Source organism: Butyricimonas sp. Marseille-P3923, from assembly GCF_900184685.1.
Taxonomy (GTDB): domain Bacteria; phylum Bacteroidota; class Bacteroidia; order Bacteroidales; family Marinifilaceae; genus Butyricimonas; species Butyricimonas muris.
Map to the genome: position 1 here is coordinate 643,149 of NZ_FXXL01000006.1, position 17,559 is coordinate 660,707.

Here is a 17,559-nt window from a genome sequence, read left to right on the forward strand (position 1 = left end):
TGCGGACCAAGGATTTCAAATTTTCGAGAAAATGTTAGATAAGATTAAACAACTCCGTGATGAAATAGCAAACTTCCAAGCCGGTAGCTTGGAAGAAGTAGAGCAATTTAGAATCAAGCATTTAAGCAAGAAAGGTTCTATCGCCGCTCTTTTTGACGATTTCAAAAGCGTTCCCGTGGACCAGAAAAAGGCTGTCGGACAGGAGTTGAACGTGTTGAAGAATACGGCTTTAGCGAAAGTAAACGAACTGAAAGAATTGTTGAGTAACGCCGAAGAGGGACTCAGCGGGATGGATTTAACCATGCCGGGCAATCCCATGAAACTCGGGACTCGCCATCCTCTGTCTATCGTTAAAAACGAAATTCTAGCCATCTTCAACAGACTTGGTTTTACCGTGTCCGAGGGACCCGAAATAGAAGACGACTGGCATAATTTCTCCGCGTTGAACTTCCCGGAAGAACATCCGGCACGCGATATGCAAGACACGTTCTTCATCCAGAAGAATCCCGATATCGTGCTTCACACGCATACCTCATCCGTGCAGGTACGCGACATGGAAGCGCATCAACCGCCCATTCGTTTGGTTACCCCGGGACGGGTGTTCCGCAACGAGGCGATTTCGGCACGGGCACACTGTATTTTCCACCAGATTGAGGCACTTTATATCGACGAGAACGTTTCCTTCGCCGACTTGAAGCAAACCCTCACCTACTTCGCGAAAGAACTGTTCGGTGCAGACACACAAATCCGTCTGCGTCCCTCGTTCTTCCCGTTCACCGAACCGTCGGCAGAAATGGACGTATCCTGTACATTGTGCCACGGGAAAGGCTGCAACGTGTGCAAAGGCACGGGCTGGTTAGAAATCTTAGGTTGTGGAATGGTTGACCCCAACGTACTCGAACTAAACGGTATCGACAAAGAAAAATATACCGGATTCGCGTTGGGAATGGGAATCGAACGTATCGCAATGTTGAAATACGGCATCAAAGACATACGCCTTTTCTTCGAGAACGACATCCGCTTCCTTGAACAATTTTCGGCCGCAGGCAAATAATATATAAACACAACACAAGAGAGATGAGGATGCCGTTCACGCGGCTCCTCATTTTTTATTCATCCAAAACGCTTTATATGAAAAAAACGATTCTCGCACTACTCGTCGCCCTTTTCCCGTTTATTTCGGGATGTAAAGCACAATCTCCCGTGTCGGAAGAAGATAAAGCAATCCTCTCCCGGTTTTTCGAGTATGCCTCGGAAAAAGAATTACATCGGCTTCCCGTGAACGAACGAATCGTTGCTATCGGTCAATTCTTTATCAATACCCCTTACAAAGGCGGCACCCTCGAAATCAACCCGAAAGAACAACTCGTCGTGAACCTGCGGGAATTCGACTGTGTAACATTCACGGATAACGTGCTTGCCTTGGCTCTATTGAAAGAATATACCCCTCGACAGACAGAGGTCTACTTGAAGTATTTACAAAAGATTCGCTACCGGGACGGCGAAATCACCGACTACACTGCCCGGCTTCATTACTCCACCGATTGGTTGCACGAGATGAGCCTGGACAGCATTGTAAAAGACGTCACCTTGGAAAACGGGGGCATCCCCTTCCCCAACAAAGTGGGTTTCATTTCCCGAAACTGGCAGAAATATCCTGCTCTCAAACAAGATTCCCTTCTCGCAAGAAAAATGCTCCGGATAGAAAACAACATAAATCTCCGGAAATACCATTATATCCCCAAGAACAAAGTATCCGCTGCGACCAGGCAAATCCAACCGGGGGATATCCTGCTCATCACGACAGACAAAAAAGGGCTCGACACCGCCCACGTGGGAATAGCCATAGAACAAAACGGGCAGATTCACCTGCTCCACGCGTCACTTTCCGCCAAGAAAGTGGTCATTTCAGAAGTACCTCTCCCCGAATACTTGCAAGGCATTCGCTCTCATTCCGGAATAATAATTGCCCGTCCCTATCAATTTTAAATGTAATTAACATCCAAAACGCCATCTAACACGTATATTTGGTCAAATAATTGTAACAAAATTTGATATTAACCGTGGAATTTGAATATAAACCTAAAATCAAAAGAATATGAGAAAAGTATTTATCGGAACACTTGTCGTGTTAACCATAGCGATATTAAACGGATGCGGTAGCCGGAAAATAGCACGGGTAGACCCTAGCGAAACAATAGACCTCAGCGGACGCTGGAATGATAGCGACTCCCGTATGGTATCGGACGAGATGATTGGCGACCTACTGACATCCGCGTGGATACCCCGCTACCTGAAAGCAAATGATAAACGCCCGGTAGTCGTGGTCGGATTAGTCGAAAACAAGAGCCACGAACACATCAACTCGGAAACCTTCATCAAGGATGTCGAGAAAGCCATTATCCGTGACGGCAACATCCGTCTGGTCGTGGCGGGAGAGAAACGAAACGAGCTACGAAAAGAACGTGCCGAACAACAAGACTACGCCTCCCCCGAAACCACCAAGAAATGGGGTAAAGAACTGGGCGCCGACTTTATCCTGCAAGGCACCATCAACAGCATCGTGGACTCGTACAAAAAGCAAAAAGTGGTAACCTATCAAATCGACTTGCAACTCACCAACATCGAAACCAATGAAGTGGTATGGATGGGCGACAAGAAGATAAAGAAACATATCACGGATAGAGTATTCTAATTAGTTCGTAAAGTTTATAAGGTTCATAAAGTTTATAAAGTAGTCCCATAATGATACACATTCATCATTCATGCTTCTGTAGAAATACAATAAGGATTCATAAACCTTATGAACCTTATAAACTTTATAAACCTTACAAACTCTTTGGACTCATTATCATCCTCTTCCTCTTTTCCGGGTGTGCCACGTGGTACCAACGCACGGCTGAATTCCAATCGGCCGTGACTGCCGGAAACTTCGAAAAGGCAAACAAGCTACTGGATAAAGATAAAAAACAAGCCACCGGGAAAAACCGGATTCTTTATTACTTGAACAAGGGATACGTGGAGTTCATGCTCGGGCAACCCGAGAATAGTAACAAGTACTTTGAAACCGCCGAAAACTTGATTGACGAGCAACACCGCAATCTCGGGGCAGAAGCGGCAGCCTTGGTAACGAATCCCGAAATGCGTCCCTACCAACCGGAAGACTTCGAGGTCATCATGATTAATTTCTACAAGGCATTGAATTACCTTGACCTGAATGACATGGAAGGTGCACTGGTAGAAGTCAGGAAAATAAACATTAAACTCAATCAACTGAACGACAAGTATCCCGACCACAAAAATCGTTATCAGCGGGACGCTTTCGCCCACTTGCTTATGGGATTGATTTACGATGCATCGGGCGACGCCAACAACGCTTTCATCGCCTACCGTAACGCTTACGAGGTATATCAATCCGACTACGTGAAGAACTTCGGCGTACAAGCCCCGGAACAATTAAAACAAGACTTGATGCGTTCCGCGTACAATTGCGGCTTCACGGCAGAATTGAAGCAATACGAGAAAGAGTTCAACACCACTTACAAACATACCCCATCCCCCGCAAACGGGCAACTCGTCTTCTTCTGGCTGAACGGGATGGGACCCGTGAAAGCGGAGTGGAGTATCAATTTCGCCAAACAGAAAAGAGGCGACGGGGCTATCGTGTTCCACAACGACGAATTCGGATTCGCCTTCCCTTTCTTTTTCGACTCCCGCGACTCGGATTCTGACCGCCAAAGCATTGCCGACCTGCAAATGTTAAGAGTCGCCTTCCCCAAATACATGGAACGTCCGCCCTTGTATGCCAAAGGCTCTCTCGTGCTTGATGCCAAAACCTACCCCCTCGAAATTGCCGAAAACATCAACGAGATTGCATTCAAAACCCTACGTGACCGTATGGTACGCGAATTTTCCACGTCACTCTTGCGTGTCGCAGCAAAAAAGGGACTCGAATACACGGCTCGAAAGCAAAACGAATGGCTCGGATTCGCCGTCGGCATCGCCAACTCTCTGACAGAAAAAGCGGATACCCGCAACTGGCAGACTCTCCCCTATTCCATCTCTTACACGCGTGTCCCCCTCGACGCCGGAACAAACAACATCTCCCTGCAACTCACCACCCGCAACGGCTCCCGCAACACGGACCAAATCACCATCGAGGGTGGCGGCAAGAAAACCCGCTTCCATGTATTCCAAACCATGGATTCCCGCCAATTCTAACCCGCCTGCGCGATATACCCGAGCAAATACCATTCCCTATATCTTGGGTGGGATTACGATAGGTCTTCAGTAGCAATAAGTCGGCTTTATTCAACGTTCGCAAGCCGAATACAGCAGGAATACTTACAGAATACTGCTTCACTTCGTGTTCAAATTGACTAATCGCAATCCCGTTGGACGTTTCGTCAATTCAAAAAAAGGGACTTGCGACAAAATTAAAACCACCCCGGAAGAAGCCCTACCCGCATAATTTTGATTAATATCATCTCTCGTCACGTACCCCTCTTTCAATATTTTATTTACCGCATATTTAAAAATTTCAATCCTGATTTTCCCTTCATTTCCGTTAGAAGTAATTCTTTTCACCTCTCCCCAATTTACCTCGAGTATTTTATTTTCCTCCCCGTTCTCCCGCTTCAACGTCTTACCACCCAAAGGGATAATGTATTCGCTCCAAATCGAATCGAAATCAAGCCCCCGAGAATCAATACTCTCGCCACGCTCGACCGGAGAGCACTTATTTTCCTCTTCTCCTAAATAAATAATCTTGATTCCCAATTTTTTAGCGACTTTTTCGGCATCATCCATCACGCTACCACTTGTTACCATTATCGCCCTCGTGCAATCAAAATATTCTTTCGCACCACATAACTCCATAACCATTTGTCGATTGATTTTTCTCGTCCCTCCCCCGTAATTCTTCACTTGAATGGCTATTTTCTCATCCCCTTCCCAAGCAAAAATATCGACTCCCCAATCTCCCGTTTCCGGGGTGATTTCAACTCTATATCCTTGCTGACGAAAATAATCGCCAACAAACAATTCATATTCTCTAGGTTTCATTAATCTCTCAAATTAGCAAAAGGTCGTTTACCAAAATATTCTTTCTTAAATGACTGTATCAATTCTCGTTCCATTTCTTCCGGCTCCTCTACCGGCTTCCAACATATTAACAAATCCCCGGCATTCTCTATTTGCCAAATAAATCGACCTCCCCAATGACCGATATTTTTTCCCTGCCCAAACTTCAAATATTGCGACAAACGGGAATGTAACGTTGCACTTCGCCCTCCCGCTTTCCCGATATAAATCACGGGAGTACCAACTACCCAGTTTTCATTCAATTCATGTAACGAAACATTAGGATTTTTCTCTTTAAAAAATCCCCCGCTTCCCTTTTCCAAGAAAGTCGGTTTCCCCTCCTTCACGTGTAACACGAGATAAACACCCTTCTCTTTAGAAATACAAGAAGCATCTTGCCATAACTCGTTTATTGACACAAAACCAATAAACCCTTCTCTTTTCAATTCTTCGATAGATTTAAATTTCATTCTATTAAACTATATCATTTCATTCTATTAAACTATATCTCGAAATCACTCAAATTTATTTACAAATCTATTAATATAATAAATTATCTAACACTCACTACATTTCCATGTTTATCTAAATAAAAAGTATGTGTTTCTACTACATATCCACCAAAACTATTTTTAGCTCTATACGTGTGAGTTACTTTAAAACCACTATCATATTCAGACACGCTTGACCAAGTAACCGACTCATAACTCTTAGGATCTTTCAAAAGATTATCTTTCAAATAATAAACGACATAATCTTTCACCTCCCATTCTTCGATTTCTCCTGAAGAAAAGAAACTACTTATTACTCCCACAAAAAAAAGAATAACAATTATCCCTGTCGCAATTGAACCTGTTTTCTTATTATCCATCATTAATTTTTATTAATACATTAAAACCTTTCCTCCCATTTCACCATATTATCGACGAGTAAACTCTCCTTGTTTTAATAATTCTAACGTACGAATAGCCCATTCATCTTGCAAATTTACCGCTTTCTGCAACCAATATTCAGCCTTCTTTAGATTCTCTTTCGTTGTATTCCATTTTTCAATTGTTCCATCCCCCAAACACTTATTATTCAAATATAGCGACACTAACCAACGTATCGCTTCGACATTTCCTTGTTCCGCACTTTTTTCTCCCCAATATATAGCATTCTTAATGTCAACATCTACAACGTCACCCCATCCATAATACATCAAACACAAATTAAATTGCGATGAAGAATGTCCACTTTTAGCTCCTTTTTCAAAATACTCCCGCGCTATTGAAAGATTTCTTTCCACTCCACAACCTGTCATATATAATCTCCCCAATAAATATTGTGAATCCAATTCTCCTTGAGACGCCGCTAACTTTGCCCAATAAAGTACCTTTTCATAATCTTGTTTTACACATTGTCCAAATAAATAGATATGGGCAAGAGCATTTTGAGCTCCGGCATGCTGTTGCAATGCGGCTTTCTGAAACCAACAAAGCGCCTTATCAAAATTGGCTTCTATTCCTTTGCCATCAAAATAACAAATAGCAAGCCAATATTGAGCCTCTACATTCTCTCTATTTGCAGCCCGCTCAAACCATAAAAAAGCTTGTTGATAATCTTGTTTTACTCCTTTCCCCAACCAATAAAAGTATCCAAGATTATATTGTCCAATACAATCTCCTCGCTCCGCAGCCTTTTGTACCCAACTAAAAGCCTGTTGATTATTTTTTTCACATCCTAAACCATTGGAATATAAATATCCTAATTGAACCTGTGCATCTGTACAATTCTGAATTGCAGCTTTTTCGTACCAATAAAAAGCTTCTTCATAATTTTTTCTGACACCTGTTCCTTCTTGATAGCACCGTCCTAAAACACACTGTGCAACAGAATCATTCAACAATGCTGCTTCTTGCCAACATTCCAAAGCTCTCAAAGTATCAAGTTTAAGGAAAAGACTATCTCCTTGTTTACGCCATTCAATACCACTTTTCGCATTTTCACTTGTAGCTTTTTTATCATCTTTTCTTATTCCAGTACATCCAATCACAAAAATTGAAATTACGCATATCACTATTTTCATAAATGTCTATTTTATAAATACCGCTTCACTTCGTGTTCTCTAGGTTTCATTAATCTCTCAAATTAGCAAAAGGTCATTTACCAAAATATTCTTTCTTAAATGACTGTATCAACTCTCGTTCCATTTCTTCCGGCTCCCCTACCAGCTTCTAACACATCAATATTTCATTCTAACGGAATTAATGCAAAATCTAAAAATATGCATATCCGACATAGCATCATATTCCTCGACCAAATTATCAAAATCACGTTTTAAGTCTTCAACAAAACTGTTGTATGAAAACCCCTCTTTTTCTTCTAAATCATATTTCTCCCAATATTCCCTGATTGTCATCGCATAGCAATGCTTATCTTTTCATATCATCTCTATCTAATATCTTTAACAATCTCTTTTCAACCTCATCAGCAACTAACATCACGAACTCTTGCATTCTTTCTTGTTGCCTTTCTTCCAATTGCTCAAAAAGTTCTTCTCCTGGAGTGATACCAACCTCTAATTCATCCTCGTCTTCCCAAGCTGGTTTTTGATATTTATATTGAAATACTTTATCATTATCCATCTTTTTAATTTCTTCTATATAAGGACTTTCTTTATATTTCGGACATACAACATCAATTACTTGAAATTTATTTTTATACGCCTCTATCAATTTATCTCTATCTACACGAAAATTATTTTCAGATATATCAAGCAACGCTTCACTCCCACAATGCCTAAACCAACATTCTGGCTCATCCTTACTATCGTATACTGGAATTTTCCCATTCAATCCTAAGGCTTTTATTATTCCTTTCCACCAATCATCACCTTGCACTAATTTACAATTTCCCCGACAATTTCTTTTGCATAAAAGAACTTCCTTTAGCAACCAAAAATCTTTTATTTCAATTTTTAACCCATTTATCTCGAATTCCGTACGCCTCCAATATATCACCAAATGCAGTAACTCTTGAACCTCTTTAGAAAATTCTTTACAATTCACAACCATAAAAGTCCCTTCTTGTTGTCCTTTCAGTTTCTCCGCAATCCGTATCGCATCAGGAACTCTCTCAGACCTCCCCCGCATATTAAAACTTATTTTTATTTCCATATCATCTCAATTTTATATATCCACCTTTCTTCTCAAACATAGCAACATAAGTTTTATTCCCCACCCTCGCTGAAACCTGACTAGCGGGAAGCGGTAATTTATCCCCACGTTCGTACAACCCTTGCTGATTAATCTTCTCTGCGATTTCTGTCGCTGTCATCGGCTTTTTTTCGTCTTTCAAGACTTTCTCGATAGCTTCATGTAACTTCATCATTTTTTCTCATTTTTATTCCTTCCGCCAGTCCCCGATGCGGAAAAATACATACACGAAAAAAGCGTGGGTACTGTATGCTTATCCGGTAAAGTGGCTCTGGTAAACCATTGGTACAAATAAACAACAACCCACGCTCAACCGGTATATATGAAATACATATACGGCAAGCATGAACGTCATTCGTTTGTGTTCCTGTACCTTGAAAATTTACCAGACTTTCTTTACCAAGAATCAAACAAAACGCTTCAATATAAAATATGTCCACCACGTGACATCTCCATGCCCGTGATGCAACAAATTTACAATTTTATCACGAAATAAACAACGTTCGTGGGTTGTTGCAAGAACTTTAATTTATGACAAAGAAAAACGGGAACAGGGACAGAATATGGCACGCACTCGAAAAAAATATTATCTTTAAACCGTTTTACACGACATATTATGGCAAAAAGCGACTACACCAAGCGATATTTATACATCATCCGCAATGTACAGGAACACCCTTACATCTCCGGTAAAGAATTAATCGAACACGTGTCACGGCAACTCGTTCTACACGACTCGGAAGCCACCTCCTTCTCTACCCGCACCCTGAAACGGGATTTACAAGAAATACGTGACAAACTCGGTTTTGCCATAGAATGGGACAACCGAAGAAAAGGATATTACATCCCTGACAATGACGAGGCAAACGACCCGGAGGGAATCGCCCGCTTCTTGGAGTCTTTCGAGATTCTAAACTCCCTGAACGCGGACAACGGGCTGTCCCGCTTTGTTTTCCCGGAACACCATCACCCTTCCGGTACACAACACCTCTACCCCCTTGTTCAAGCGATGAAAGAAAATCGGCTTATCACTTTCAATTACTACAAATTCCGGGAACAATTAATGACCTCCCGCAAAGTAGAACCATACGCCGTGAAAGAATGCAGGGGACGCTGGTACCTAATCGGGAAAGAATCCGGTTCGAACATATTTAAAACATTCAGCTTAAACTACATCACGAACTTAAATATCACCCCACGCGCTTTCAAGAGAAATAACACTATCGACATCAACCTCTCCTTCCGGGATTCTTTCGGGATTATAAACGACGAGAAATTTCCCGTCGAGGACATCACCCTATCGTTTGACGCCCTTGACGGGCAATACATAAAAACGAAACCCTTCCACCACTCGCAACAAATCATAAAGGACACTCCCGACGAGTTCTCCATCACCCTTCGCTTGCGCATCACGAACGATTTTGTCATGGAACTCCTTTCCAGAAGCCGCTCCCTGCGAGTTATTCAACCATTAAATCTCAAGGCAAGAATCAACGAAATCTATCGGCAAGCCTTACTACGCAACTCCTGAAAGCCCCTAGAAATTCACGACCTTTTACCTTGGATTATTGGAATCACCAAACAACCATACATCACGAACACATTAAATATAAAAGACAAAAAAATCGCCAAATCCGTTACTTGGGTTTGGCGATTTTCTTGTTAAATTAAAGTGCCTTACTTCTTCATCATCTCCCCGAAATACTTGTAGAATAACGGGATAGTCGTGATTCCGTTGTAGAACTGCTCCAACGGGTAGTTCTCGTTCGGCGAGTGGATAGCGTCAGAGCCTAAACCGAAGCCCATCAGCACAGACTTGATGTCTAACACTTCTTCGAAAGTGGCGATGATTGGGATACTTCCGCCGGAACGTACCGGAACGGGTTGCTTTCCGTACACTTCCTCGTATGCTTTTTCGGCAGCCGCGTAAGCCGGAAGGTCAATCGGGCACACGTAAGAAGGTCCCCCATGCAGGTATTCCACTTTTACCTTCACGTAATCGGGAGCGATAGACTCGAAATATTCCTTGAATAATTTCGCAATTTTCTCGTGCTTCTGGTTCGGAACCAAGCGGCAGCTAATCTTGGCGTAAGCTTTTGACGGCAAAACGGTTTTTGCACCTTCTCCAGTGTAACCGCCCCAGATACCGCAAACGTCAAACGTCGGGCGAATACCCGTGCGCTCGTTAGTGGTGAACCCTTCTTCGCCTTTTACTTCTTTGATATCGAGAGATTTCTTGTAATCTTCCAAATTAAACGGAGCCTTTGCCATTTTAGCACGTTCCTCGGCACTTACTTCCAGCACATCGTCGTAAAAACCGGGTATCGTGATATGTCCTTTCTCGTCCTGCATCTCGGCAATCATCTTGCACAGCACGTTGATCGGGTTTGCCACCGCACCACCGAAAATACCGGAATGCAAGTCAGCGTTCGGTCCGGTCACTTCTACCTGCCAGTACGCCAAACCTCTCAACCCGGTCGTGATAGAAGGTACATCGGGAGCAATCATACTCGTGTCGGAAACCAGAATCACGTCAGCTTTCAGCATATCTTTATGCTCTTTGCAGAACTTCGGCAGGTTAGGAGAACCAATCTCTTCCTCTCCCTCGATCATGAATTTCACGTTGCAATTCAACTTGCCGGACTTCACGAGATACTCGAAAGCCTTGGCATGCATGAAAGCCTGTCCCTTGTCATCGTCAGCCCCACGAGCCCAAATCCTACCGTCCTTGATAACGGGTTCGAAAGGCTTCGTATTCCACAAGTCGATCGGGTCAACCGGCATCACGTCCATGTGCCCGTAAACCAACACGGTCGGGAGAGCGGGATCTACGATCTTTTCCCCGTACGCCACGGGATTTCCGTCTGTTTCATACACTTCTGCCCGGTCAGCCCCGGCGGCTAACATGATCTTGGTCCATTGCTCGGCACAACGGTACATATCCGGCTTATACTCGGACAATGAAGAGATTGAAGGAATCCGGATTAACTCGAACAACTCGTTCAGGAAACGCTCCTTGTTCTCTTCCACGTACTTTTTGATTTCTTCCATTTACTTGAATATATATTGATTAATAAATAATAAACACGCTTTCGCCGTGTAAATATAATATATTCGTGTGAAGGAATCAAACGGTACGCGTAAAAACGCTGCCGTTTAATTCCTTCACCCGGTTGCAAGTTACAGGTTTACAAGTTATAAGTTCAATACCCGAAACCTGCAACTTGCTAAGTTGTAACTTGTAACTGTTTTGACAAACGTATTTATCGAAACTTTTCAACATTTCAACATGCTATCTAAGATTAATTTTCTATTTTTGCCAAGTGTTTCAACTAATGATTTAGATATGTCAAATTTGCCCGAAATTAAAGTTTTCGCCGGAGAAAACAGTCGATACATTGCGGAAAGCATCGCTAGTTCTCTTGGGCTTGAGCTCGGTAAAAAAACGTTTACAAGATTCAGTGACGGAGAATTCGTCACCTCTTTCGACGAAACGGTGAGAGGGGAACATGTGTTTATCGTTCAATCAACCTTCCCGCCAAGTGATAATCTCATGGAGTTACTCTTGATGATTGACGCGGCTAAAAGAGCGTCAGCCTATAAGGTAATCGCGGTAATTCCCTACTTCGGGTTTGCCCGTCAAGACCGGAAAGACAAGCCGCGTGTTGCCATCGGGGCAAAACTTGTAGCCAATATGTTGCAAGCTGCCGGGGTAGACCGTGTAATGACGATGGACTTGCATGCCGATCAAATCCAAGGATTTTTCGATATTCCGGTAGATCACTTGTACGGTTCCACGATATTGATTCCTTACATCAAATCGTTGGGATTAAAAGATTTCGCCATAGCTTCTCCCGACATCGGTGGTGCCAAGCGAGCCAATTCGTGGGCAAAATACTTCGATTCGGGCTTAATCATTTGCCACAAAACCCGTATCAGAGCCAACGAAGTAGCCGACATGAAAGTAATCGGAGATGTTGAAGGCAAAAACATTATCATCGTGGATGATATGATTGATACCGCGGGAACAATTTGCAAGGCTGCCGATATGCTCGTTGAGGCGGGAGCAGCCAGTGTACGTGCCGTGGCTACTCATGCCGTTCTCTCGGGCAAAGCATACGAGAACATCGAGAATTCAAAACTCACGGAAGTGATCTTCACGGATTCCATTCCGCAAAAACAAGAATGCTCGAAAATCAAGGTATTGCCTATCGCCCCGATGTTTGCAGACACTATCCGCAACATTTACGAGCACAAGTCCATTAGCGACCATTTCCTTATGTAACTTTTCTTCCTATTATAAAAGTTCAAAATCACAAGAGGCTGTCCAACACAAATGGATAGCCTCTTCGTCTTCACGAGAAAGATACCCCAACTTTTACACGCCGCTCACGTATAACATTTATACAACAAAAAAAATAAAGGTTATGAAAACAATATTACATAGAGCTGAAAGCCGGGGATTTTTCGACCACGGATGGTTAAAAACCCACCATACATTCAGTTTCGCGGATTACTACAACACGCAACGTATTAATTTCGGGGCTTTACGAGTTCTCAACGACGACCGGATTGAAGGCGGCACGGGATTTGACCTGCACCCGCACCAGAACATGGAAGTGATTTCCATCCCGTTAAAAGGGGATTTGGAACATCAAGACAGCCTCGGCCACAAGGATACCATTCAAGAGGGTGAAATACAAGTAATGAGTGCCGGAACGGGTATCATGCACAGCGAGTACAACCGGAACGACGACCGTCCCACCGAGTTCTTGCAGATATGGGTATTCCCGAACAAGAAAAACGTTCCGCCCCGATACGAGAACGCCGTTATTTCCGATCTGGTACAACGCAACGAGATCAGTGAAATTGTATCTCCCTACCCCGGGAACGCCAAAGGACTATGGATATATCAACAGGCTTGGTTCTCCATCGGCGATTTGGACAAAAACGTACTGCAAAGCTACAAGATGAAATCAAAAGACAGCCTTGGCGTCTACATTTTCATCATCGAGGGCGGCATCACGATAAAGGAGCTGGAATTGAAACGCCGTGACGGTGTAGGCGTGTATGACACGGAAGAAGTCGAATTCAAAGCCACAGAAAAATCACGGGTATTATTTATAGAAGTTCCACCCTATCAATAATATATAACACACGTGAAAAAACCGTATCCCCAAAGATACGGTTTTTTTCATGTCAACCCTGTATCAAGTTAACCTCCTCTAAAAAAAGAGGACTTTTACAAACCAAAACAAATCTATCCCGTAAGGAAAAACCAGTATTATCATTTTTCAAACAAAGAACACAAATGACACCGGAAGATATAAAACAACTTGTTGCCTTTCAAGTAAATGAAATCACGGAAAGTAAAATTTACAGCCGACTGGCAAACATACAAAAGGACACGCACAACAGCGAAGTATTGAAGGAGTTATCCGCCGAGGAACTCAAACACTACCATATCCTAAAAAAATACACGGGCAAAAGCCCTTCTCCCAAGCACTGGAAAATCACACTCTACGTGTTGATTGCCCGTTTTTTCGGTCTTACTTTCGGGATAAAGCTCATGGAGAAAGGAGAAGTTCACGCGCAAGACTCTTATCGTAAATGGGCAGACGAGAAAGATTTGCAGACCATGGCAGACGAGGAAGAAGTACACGAGAACAAACTCATCGGACTGCTTGATGAAGAAGGGCTCAATTACATGGGAGCAGTGGTACTGGGACTGAACGACGCTCTGGTAGAATTCACGGGAGCCTTGGCAGGTTACACTTTCGCCCTGCAAAATCCCAAACTGATAGCCTTGACCGGAAGTATCACGGGTATTGCCGCCGCCCTCTCCATGGCGGCTTCCGAATATCTTTCCTCCCGTGCGGACAATGACGGGAAGAACGCGATAAAAGCGGCAATATACACCGGGATAGCTTATATCATCACGGTAGTCGTGCTCATCATGCCTTTCGTTGTCATGTCGAACCCGTACTGGGCATTGGTCGTTTGCCTTACCGGGGTAATCACGATCATCGCAATATTCAACTATTACTATTCCATCGTGAAAGATGAAAGCTTCAGAAAACGCTTTCTCGAAATGGCGGCGATCAGCCTTGGCATAGCGGCAATCAGTTTCGGTATCGGTTACGCTTTAAGAGTCGTCACGGGCATAGACTTATGACGCTTTTCCCGGATAAGCAACAGTCCGAGGTAGCACAGCAACCCGTTGAGCAAAAGAATCTCGAAACCGAACTTATACCCGAAAAGCAGTTCTTCCGAGTAACAATTCACCACGTAAGACAGCACCGGGGAAATCAAGCACACGAGAGGAATATACTTTTCCCGCACTTGGCAGCGGGTAGTCAACCCGAAGGCAAAAAGCCCCAGCAACGGACCGTACGTGTACCCCACCGCTTTAAAAAGAGCCGAAATCACGCTCGAATTATTCAACTCCCGGAAAAGTACCACGACAAAAATCATCAACAAAGAGAAAACGACATGCACCCCCATACGCTTTCTCTTATCCCGCTTATTCCGAGGATCTATTTTCAAAAAATCAATACAGAAAGAGGTTGTCAACGAGGTCAGCGAAGAATCGACAGAAGAATAAGCCGCTGCCGTGATTCCCAGCAAAAAGAATATTCCCGCTACCGTACCGAAATAATTTAACGATAAAAACGGGAACACATCGTCCGACTTTCCCGGCAACACGATCCCCTCCCGTTCGGCATACATGTACAATAAGGCTCCCAGCATAAGAAACAACAAATTCGTCACCAGAAAGAGAAACGAAAACGTGAACATATTCGTCTTACAATCCCGCAGGGAACGGCAAGTCAGATTCTTCTGCATCATATTCTGATCCAACCCGTTCAAACTGACCGTGATCGCTATTCCCGCCAAGAACTGCTTCACCGTGTTCTGCCCCGAACGCCAGTCAAAATCGAACACTCGCGAGAGAGGACTCTCTTTCACCGCCGCCACTGCCGATGAAAAATCGAGATCCAACGCTTTATTCACCACGGCAATCGTCAGACCGACCGACACCAGAATACATATCGTCTGCAAGGCATCCGTCCACACGATCGTTTTTATACCTCCCCGCACGGTATAAATCCACACGAAAGCAATCGTGACAAACACCGTCACGGGAAACGGAATCCCCACCGCATCAAAAAAAGCCAACTGTAACACCCCCACGACCAAGAACAAGCGGAAGGAAGCCCCCACCAACTGCGACACGATAAAGAAAAAAGAACCCGTCAACCGGGCTTTCTCCCCGAATCGGGAACCCAGCCACGAGTAAATGGAAACCAGATTCTGTTTATAATACAAGGGCAAAAGCACGAGGGCAATCACGATATACCCCACGCAATTACCCGCAACCACTGCCAGATACGTCCAATGTGTATTGCCGACCTCCCCGGGAATGGAAATAAAAGTCACCCCGGAAAGCGTAGTCCCGATCATCCCGAAAGCCACCAGATACCAAGGCGAATTTCGGTTTGCGGTAAAAAACATCTCGCTATTCGCCTTTCTGGTTGTCACGAAGCCAACCAGAATCAACAACAGAAAATAAGACAGCAATATCGCTAAAACTACACTCGTGGACACAGACAATTGTTTTAAATTCCACGACAAATATAGTCACTTTACGCTCCTTTTCTATTCCGGGACATAAATAATTTCACCATTCTCAAGTTCATAGGCAATCCCCACCTTCTTTCCCCGCTTACCCGATTTGTCTTGATTTTCCGAGGGAGTGTAACGATTGATCTTCTCACCTTCCTTGGTAATGATCTCCATATTTTCCTTTCCCGGGTTCTTCACCATGGTGAAATCCTCTGTCGAAAGCATTTCCGTCATATTATAGCGAGTCACCAGCGCAACCATTAACGCCACGGCAAACACCATTGCCACGTCGAAAAGATTGGATACCGCACTAATCGGATCATTATCCTCCTCCTTCTTCAACAAATTGCGTTTCATTTTCGTTCATTCTTTTCGTTCAACACCTCGACCAGACATTCCAGATTAGTCATATCCTGCAAATACCAACGTTGTTTCACTTGCTGCGTCAGGAAACCGATAGCTCCCGCCACCAGACCGATCACCGTCGTGGCAAAAGCCACCTGCATATTATAAGCCATAGAAGCGATATCACCCGTCGACAACCCTACCAACGCCGGTCCCATGGGAATCAAGGTTCCCATCAACCCGAGAATGGGTCCCAGTTTCGTCAACGTCTTGGAAGTTGCCAAATCCTTATCGGCGGCAATCTCGAAATTCGCCAACAACCGCTGCACTTGGGCTTTATTTCCCTGTTCCGCCAATATCCGTTTCATAAACATCACCACCAATGAACTACTCTTCTCCGGCAACTTGGAACCGAAATGATCGATATTATCCACATACAGCGTTTCCATCTGCTCCCGGATCAACTTGTCCGTCTTGCGAATAGAAACATACTGACCGAAGAAACTGCCCACCAGCAAAAGGGAGCGGAAAAACAATAAAATCAACAATACAATAACAGGCACCAACAATCCTGTTGATATCCAAAACATGATATCAGAAATCGCGTTCATTATCTTTTCAATTTAAAAGTTAGTTTTCTTTTTATTACATACACGATCCACCCCACGACAGCCCCCACCGCGAAAAGTCCGATACAACCGGACATTGCCGACCAATCGACTCGCATCGTCCCGTCCACGGCAGTACGCCCGTTCACGGTAGCGATAATCCCCAGAATGGCCGCCAAAGCATTGGTCAGGAAAAACAATTCCAACCGCAATTCCGCCTCCGGCAACAACCACTTGATAAACCAACGTCCCAAGGGAACAACTACTGCGATAAACAAGGCAAACAACCAAGCGATTAATTCAAACGACACACCCGGGAATGTAAATATCGTTTGCGTGAGCCCGAAAAACAATACCGGCAATATCAACACCCCCGGGAACCGGTACAACACCCGGTAAGCCCACATCATACGCCGCTTCACGGGAGAGAAATTCGCCACGTGAACCGACAACAGGCAAAAAGCCATTTGCAGGGACAATTCCAGTGTCAGAATCACCGATGTATCCAGCATCAACTGATTGTCGGACAGCCAATCCGCGATCTGCGTCTTCGATTGCTCGATAGCGTAAGGCCATACCAGCAACACGAAAACCGCGGCAATACCGGTAGCGACAAGCGTCGCTACCGGTTTCCAAAAGGTCTGCTTCAACAAAAAATTAAATGCCGTCAATAGAATCAGAATCCAAACTATCGTATCCAT

At 44.0% G+C, this 17,559-nt stretch carries 19 protein-coding genes; 8 read left to right on the forward strand and 11 right to left on the reverse strand.

The features are described from left to right. Positions 1–31: 31 nt before the first annotated feature. The 4 genes from pheS (at position 32) to CS948_RS08515 (ending at position 4,221) form a co-directional block, all read left to right on the forward strand. On the forward strand, positions 32–1,054 hold the full coding sequence (gene pheS / locus CS948_RS08500; protein WP_099291258.1) for a phenylalanine--tRNA ligase subunit alpha: 1,023 nt from the start codon (positions 32–34) through the stop codon (positions 1,052–1,054). A gap of 77 nt (positions 1,055–1,131) precedes the next feature. Continuing rightward, entirely contained in the window at positions 1,132–1,989 is an 858-nt protein-coding gene (locus tag CS948_RS08505) for an N-acetylmuramoyl-L-alanine amidase-like domain-containing protein (protein WP_099291858.1), read from the forward strand. 109 nt (positions 1,990–2,098) lie between these two features. Then, positions 2,099–2,695 (forward strand): penicillin-binding protein activator LpoB, encoded by a 597-nt coding sequence (locus CS948_RS08510; RefSeq protein WP_099291259.1) that lies wholly within the window; start codon positions 2,099–2,101, stop codon positions 2,693–2,695. A gap of 50 nt (positions 2,696–2,745) precedes the next feature. Beyond that, complete coding sequence (locus tag CS948_RS08515) at positions 2,746–4,221, forward strand: COG3014 family protein (protein ID WP_099291260.1); 1,476 nt, start codon at positions 2,746–2,748, stop codon at positions 4,219–4,221. Positions 4,222–4,359: 138 nt separating this feature from the next. Here CS948_RS08515 and CS948_RS08520 read toward each other — a convergent pair whose 3' ends face one another. The 6 genes from CS948_RS08520 to CS948_RS08545 all read right to left on the reverse strand — a co-directional run bounded on the left by CS948_RS08520 (position 4,360) and on the right by CS948_RS08545 (position 8,454). Further along, complete coding sequence (locus CS948_RS08520; RefSeq protein ID WP_099291261.1) at positions 4,360–5,064, reverse strand: restriction endonuclease; 705 nt, start codon at positions 5,062–5,064, stop codon at positions 4,360–4,362. After that, positions 5,064–5,552: a hypothetical protein gene (locus CS948_RS08525; RefSeq protein ID WP_099291262.1), complete on the reverse strand. Its 489-nt coding sequence runs from the start codon at positions 5,550–5,552 to the stop codon at positions 5,064–5,066. The genes CS948_RS08520 and CS948_RS08525 overlap by 1 nt, the downstream gene beginning before the upstream one ends. Positions 5,553–5,635: 83 nt before the next feature. Then, positions 5,636–5,953 (reverse strand): hypothetical protein, encoded by a 318-nt coding sequence (locus tag CS948_RS08530; protein WP_141560914.1) that lies wholly within the window; start codon positions 5,951–5,953, stop codon positions 5,636–5,638. A gap of 48 nt (positions 5,954–6,001) precedes the next feature. Continuing rightward, a complete protein-coding gene (locus tag CS948_RS08535) occupies positions 6,002–7,150 on the reverse strand; it encodes a tetratricopeptide repeat protein (protein ID WP_099291264.1) in 1,149 nt (382 codons plus the stop codon). Positions 7,151–7,496: 346 nt separating this feature from the next. Continuing rightward, positions 7,497–8,240 carry a hypothetical protein gene (locus tag CS948_RS08540; protein WP_099291265.1) on the reverse strand — a complete coding sequence of 248 codons (744 nt, stop codon included), beginning with the start codon at positions 8,238–8,240 and terminating at the stop codon, positions 7,497–7,499. A gap of 1 nt (position 8,241) precedes the next feature. Beyond that, positions 8,242–8,454, reverse strand: a complete 213-nt coding sequence (locus CS948_RS08545) for a winged helix-turn-helix domain-containing protein (RefSeq protein WP_099291266.1) — start codon at positions 8,452–8,454, stop codon at positions 8,242–8,244. Positions 8,455–8,895: 441 nt separating this feature from the next. On the opposite strand from CS948_RS08545, the gene CS948_RS08550 reads away from it, so the two are divergent. After that, on the forward strand, positions 8,896–9,810 hold the full coding sequence (locus tag CS948_RS08550) for a YafY family protein (RefSeq protein ID WP_099291267.1): 915 nt from the start codon (positions 8,896–8,898) through the stop codon (positions 9,808–9,810). Between the two features lie 146 nt (positions 9,811–9,956). Here the strand turns inward: CS948_RS08550 and CS948_RS08555 are convergent, their stop codons facing one another. Beyond that, positions 9,957–11,330, reverse strand: coding sequence for a dipeptidase (locus tag CS948_RS08555; RefSeq protein WP_099291268.1), 1,374 nt, complete (start codon positions 11,328–11,330; stop codon positions 9,957–9,959). Positions 11,331–11,625: 295 nt separating this feature from the next. On the opposite strand from CS948_RS08555, the gene CS948_RS08560 reads away from it, so the two are divergent. The 3 genes from CS948_RS08560 to CS948_RS08570 all read left to right on the forward strand — a co-directional run bounded on the left by CS948_RS08560 (position 11,626) and on the right by CS948_RS08570 (position 14,454). Next, positions 11,626–12,564, forward strand: coding sequence for a ribose-phosphate pyrophosphokinase (locus tag CS948_RS08560; RefSeq protein WP_099291269.1), 939 nt, complete (start codon positions 11,626–11,628; stop codon positions 12,562–12,564). Between the two features lie 142 nt (positions 12,565–12,706). After that, positions 12,707–13,426, forward strand: coding sequence for a pirin family protein (locus tag CS948_RS08565; RefSeq protein ID WP_099291270.1), 720 nt, complete (start codon positions 12,707–12,709; stop codon positions 13,424–13,426). Positions 13,427–13,590: 164 nt separating this feature from the next. Next, a complete protein-coding gene (locus CS948_RS08570; protein ID WP_099291271.1) occupies positions 13,591–14,454 on the forward strand; it encodes a VIT1/CCC1 transporter family protein in 864 nt (287 codons plus the stop codon). On the opposite strand, the gene CS948_RS08575 is transcribed toward CS948_RS08570, so the two are convergent. Genes CS948_RS08575 through CS948_RS08590 form a run of 4 tightly spaced genes read right to left on the reverse strand, consistent with a single transcriptional unit; the run spans position 14,418 to position 17,559 of the window. Next, positions 14,418–15,914, reverse strand: coding sequence for a sodium:solute symporter (locus CS948_RS08575; RefSeq protein WP_255301924.1), 1,497 nt, complete (start codon positions 15,912–15,914; stop codon positions 14,418–14,420). The genes CS948_RS08570 and CS948_RS08575 overlap by 37 nt on opposite strands. 24 nt (positions 15,915–15,938) lie before the next feature. Next, positions 15,939–16,262: a DUF2149 domain-containing protein gene (locus tag CS948_RS08580; RefSeq protein WP_099291273.1), complete on the reverse strand. Its 324-nt coding sequence runs from the start codon at positions 16,260–16,262 to the stop codon at positions 15,939–15,941. Continuing rightward, on the reverse strand, positions 16,259–16,861 hold the full coding sequence (locus CS948_RS08585) for a MotA/TolQ/ExbB proton channel family protein (protein WP_099291274.1): 603 nt from the start codon (positions 16,859–16,861) through the stop codon (positions 16,259–16,261). The genes CS948_RS08580 and CS948_RS08585 overlap by 4 nt, the downstream gene beginning before the upstream one ends. Beyond that, on the reverse strand, positions 16,861–17,559 hold the full coding sequence (locus CS948_RS08590) for a hypothetical protein (protein ID WP_099291275.1): 699 nt from the start codon (positions 17,557–17,559) through the stop codon (positions 16,861–16,863). Before CS948_RS08590 ends, CS948_RS08585 begins: the two co-directional genes overlap by 1 nt.

What these genes read in the sequence shown, in the direction of transcription:
- CS948_RS08585 (WP_099291274.1), bottom strand. Translation starts at nt 16,861, where the DNA reads ATGAACGCGATTTCTGATATCATGTTTTGGATATCAACAGGATTGTTG.
- CS948_RS08505 (WP_099291858.1), top strand. Translation starts at nt 1,132, where the DNA reads ATGAAAAAAACGATTCTCGCACTACTCGTCGCCCTTTTCCCGTTTATT.
- pheS (WP_099291258.1), top strand. Translation starts at nt 32, where the DNA reads ATGTTAGATAAGATTAAACAACTCCGTGATGAAATAGCAAACTTCCAA.
- CS948_RS08520 (WP_099291261.1), bottom strand. Translation starts at nt 5,064, where the DNA reads ATGAAACCTAGAGAATATGAATTGTTTGTTGGCGATTATTTTCGTCAG.
- CS948_RS08540 (WP_099291265.1), bottom strand. Translation starts at nt 8,240, where the DNA reads ATGGAAATAAAAATAAGTTTTAATATGCGGGGGAGGTCTGAGAGAGTT.
- CS948_RS08510 (WP_099291259.1), top strand. Translation starts at nt 2,099, where the DNA reads ATGAGAAAAGTATTTATCGGAACACTTGTCGTGTTAACCATAGCGATA.
- CS948_RS08525 (WP_099291262.1), bottom strand. Translation starts at nt 5,552, where the DNA reads ATGAAATTTAAATCTATCGAAGAATTGAAAAGAGAAGGGTTTATTGGT.
- CS948_RS08535 (WP_099291264.1), bottom strand. Translation starts at nt 7,150, where the DNA reads ATGAAAATAGTGATATGCGTAATTTCAATTTTTGTGATTGGATGTACT.
- CS948_RS08565 (WP_099291270.1), top strand. Translation starts at nt 12,707, where the DNA reads ATGAAAACAATATTACATAGAGCTGAAAGCCGGGGATTTTTCGACCAC.
- CS948_RS08530 (WP_141560914.1), bottom strand. Translation starts at nt 5,953, where the DNA reads ATGGATAATAAGAAAACAGGTTCAATTGCGACAGGGATAATTGTTATT.
- CS948_RS08560 (WP_099291269.1), top strand. Translation starts at nt 11,626, where the DNA reads ATGTCAAATTTGCCCGAAATTAAAGTTTTCGCCGGAGAAAACAGTCGA.
- CS948_RS08550 (WP_099291267.1), top strand. Translation starts at nt 8,896, where the DNA reads ATGGCAAAAAGCGACTACACCAAGCGATATTTATACATCATCCGCAAT.
- CS948_RS08545 (WP_099291266.1), bottom strand. Translation starts at nt 8,454, where the DNA reads ATGATGAAGTTACATGAAGCTATCGAGAAAGTCTTGAAAGACGAAAAA.
- CS948_RS08515 (WP_099291260.1), top strand. Translation starts at nt 2,746, where the DNA reads ATGATACACATTCATCATTCATGCTTCTGTAGAAATACAATAAGGATT.
- CS948_RS08580 (WP_099291273.1), bottom strand. Translation starts at nt 16,262, where the DNA reads ATGAAACGCAATTTGTTGAAGAAGGAGGAGGATAATGATCCGATTAGT.
- CS948_RS08590 (WP_099291275.1), bottom strand. Translation starts at nt 17,559, where the DNA reads ATGGATACGATAGTTTGGATTCTGATTCTATTGACGGCATTTAATTTT.
- CS948_RS08570 (WP_099291271.1), top strand. Translation starts at nt 13,591, where the DNA reads ATGACACCGGAAGATATAAAACAACTTGTTGCCTTTCAAGTAAATGAA.
- CS948_RS08555 (WP_099291268.1), bottom strand. Translation starts at nt 11,330, where the DNA reads ATGGAAGAAATCAAAAAGTACGTGGAAGAGAACAAGGAGCGTTTCCTG.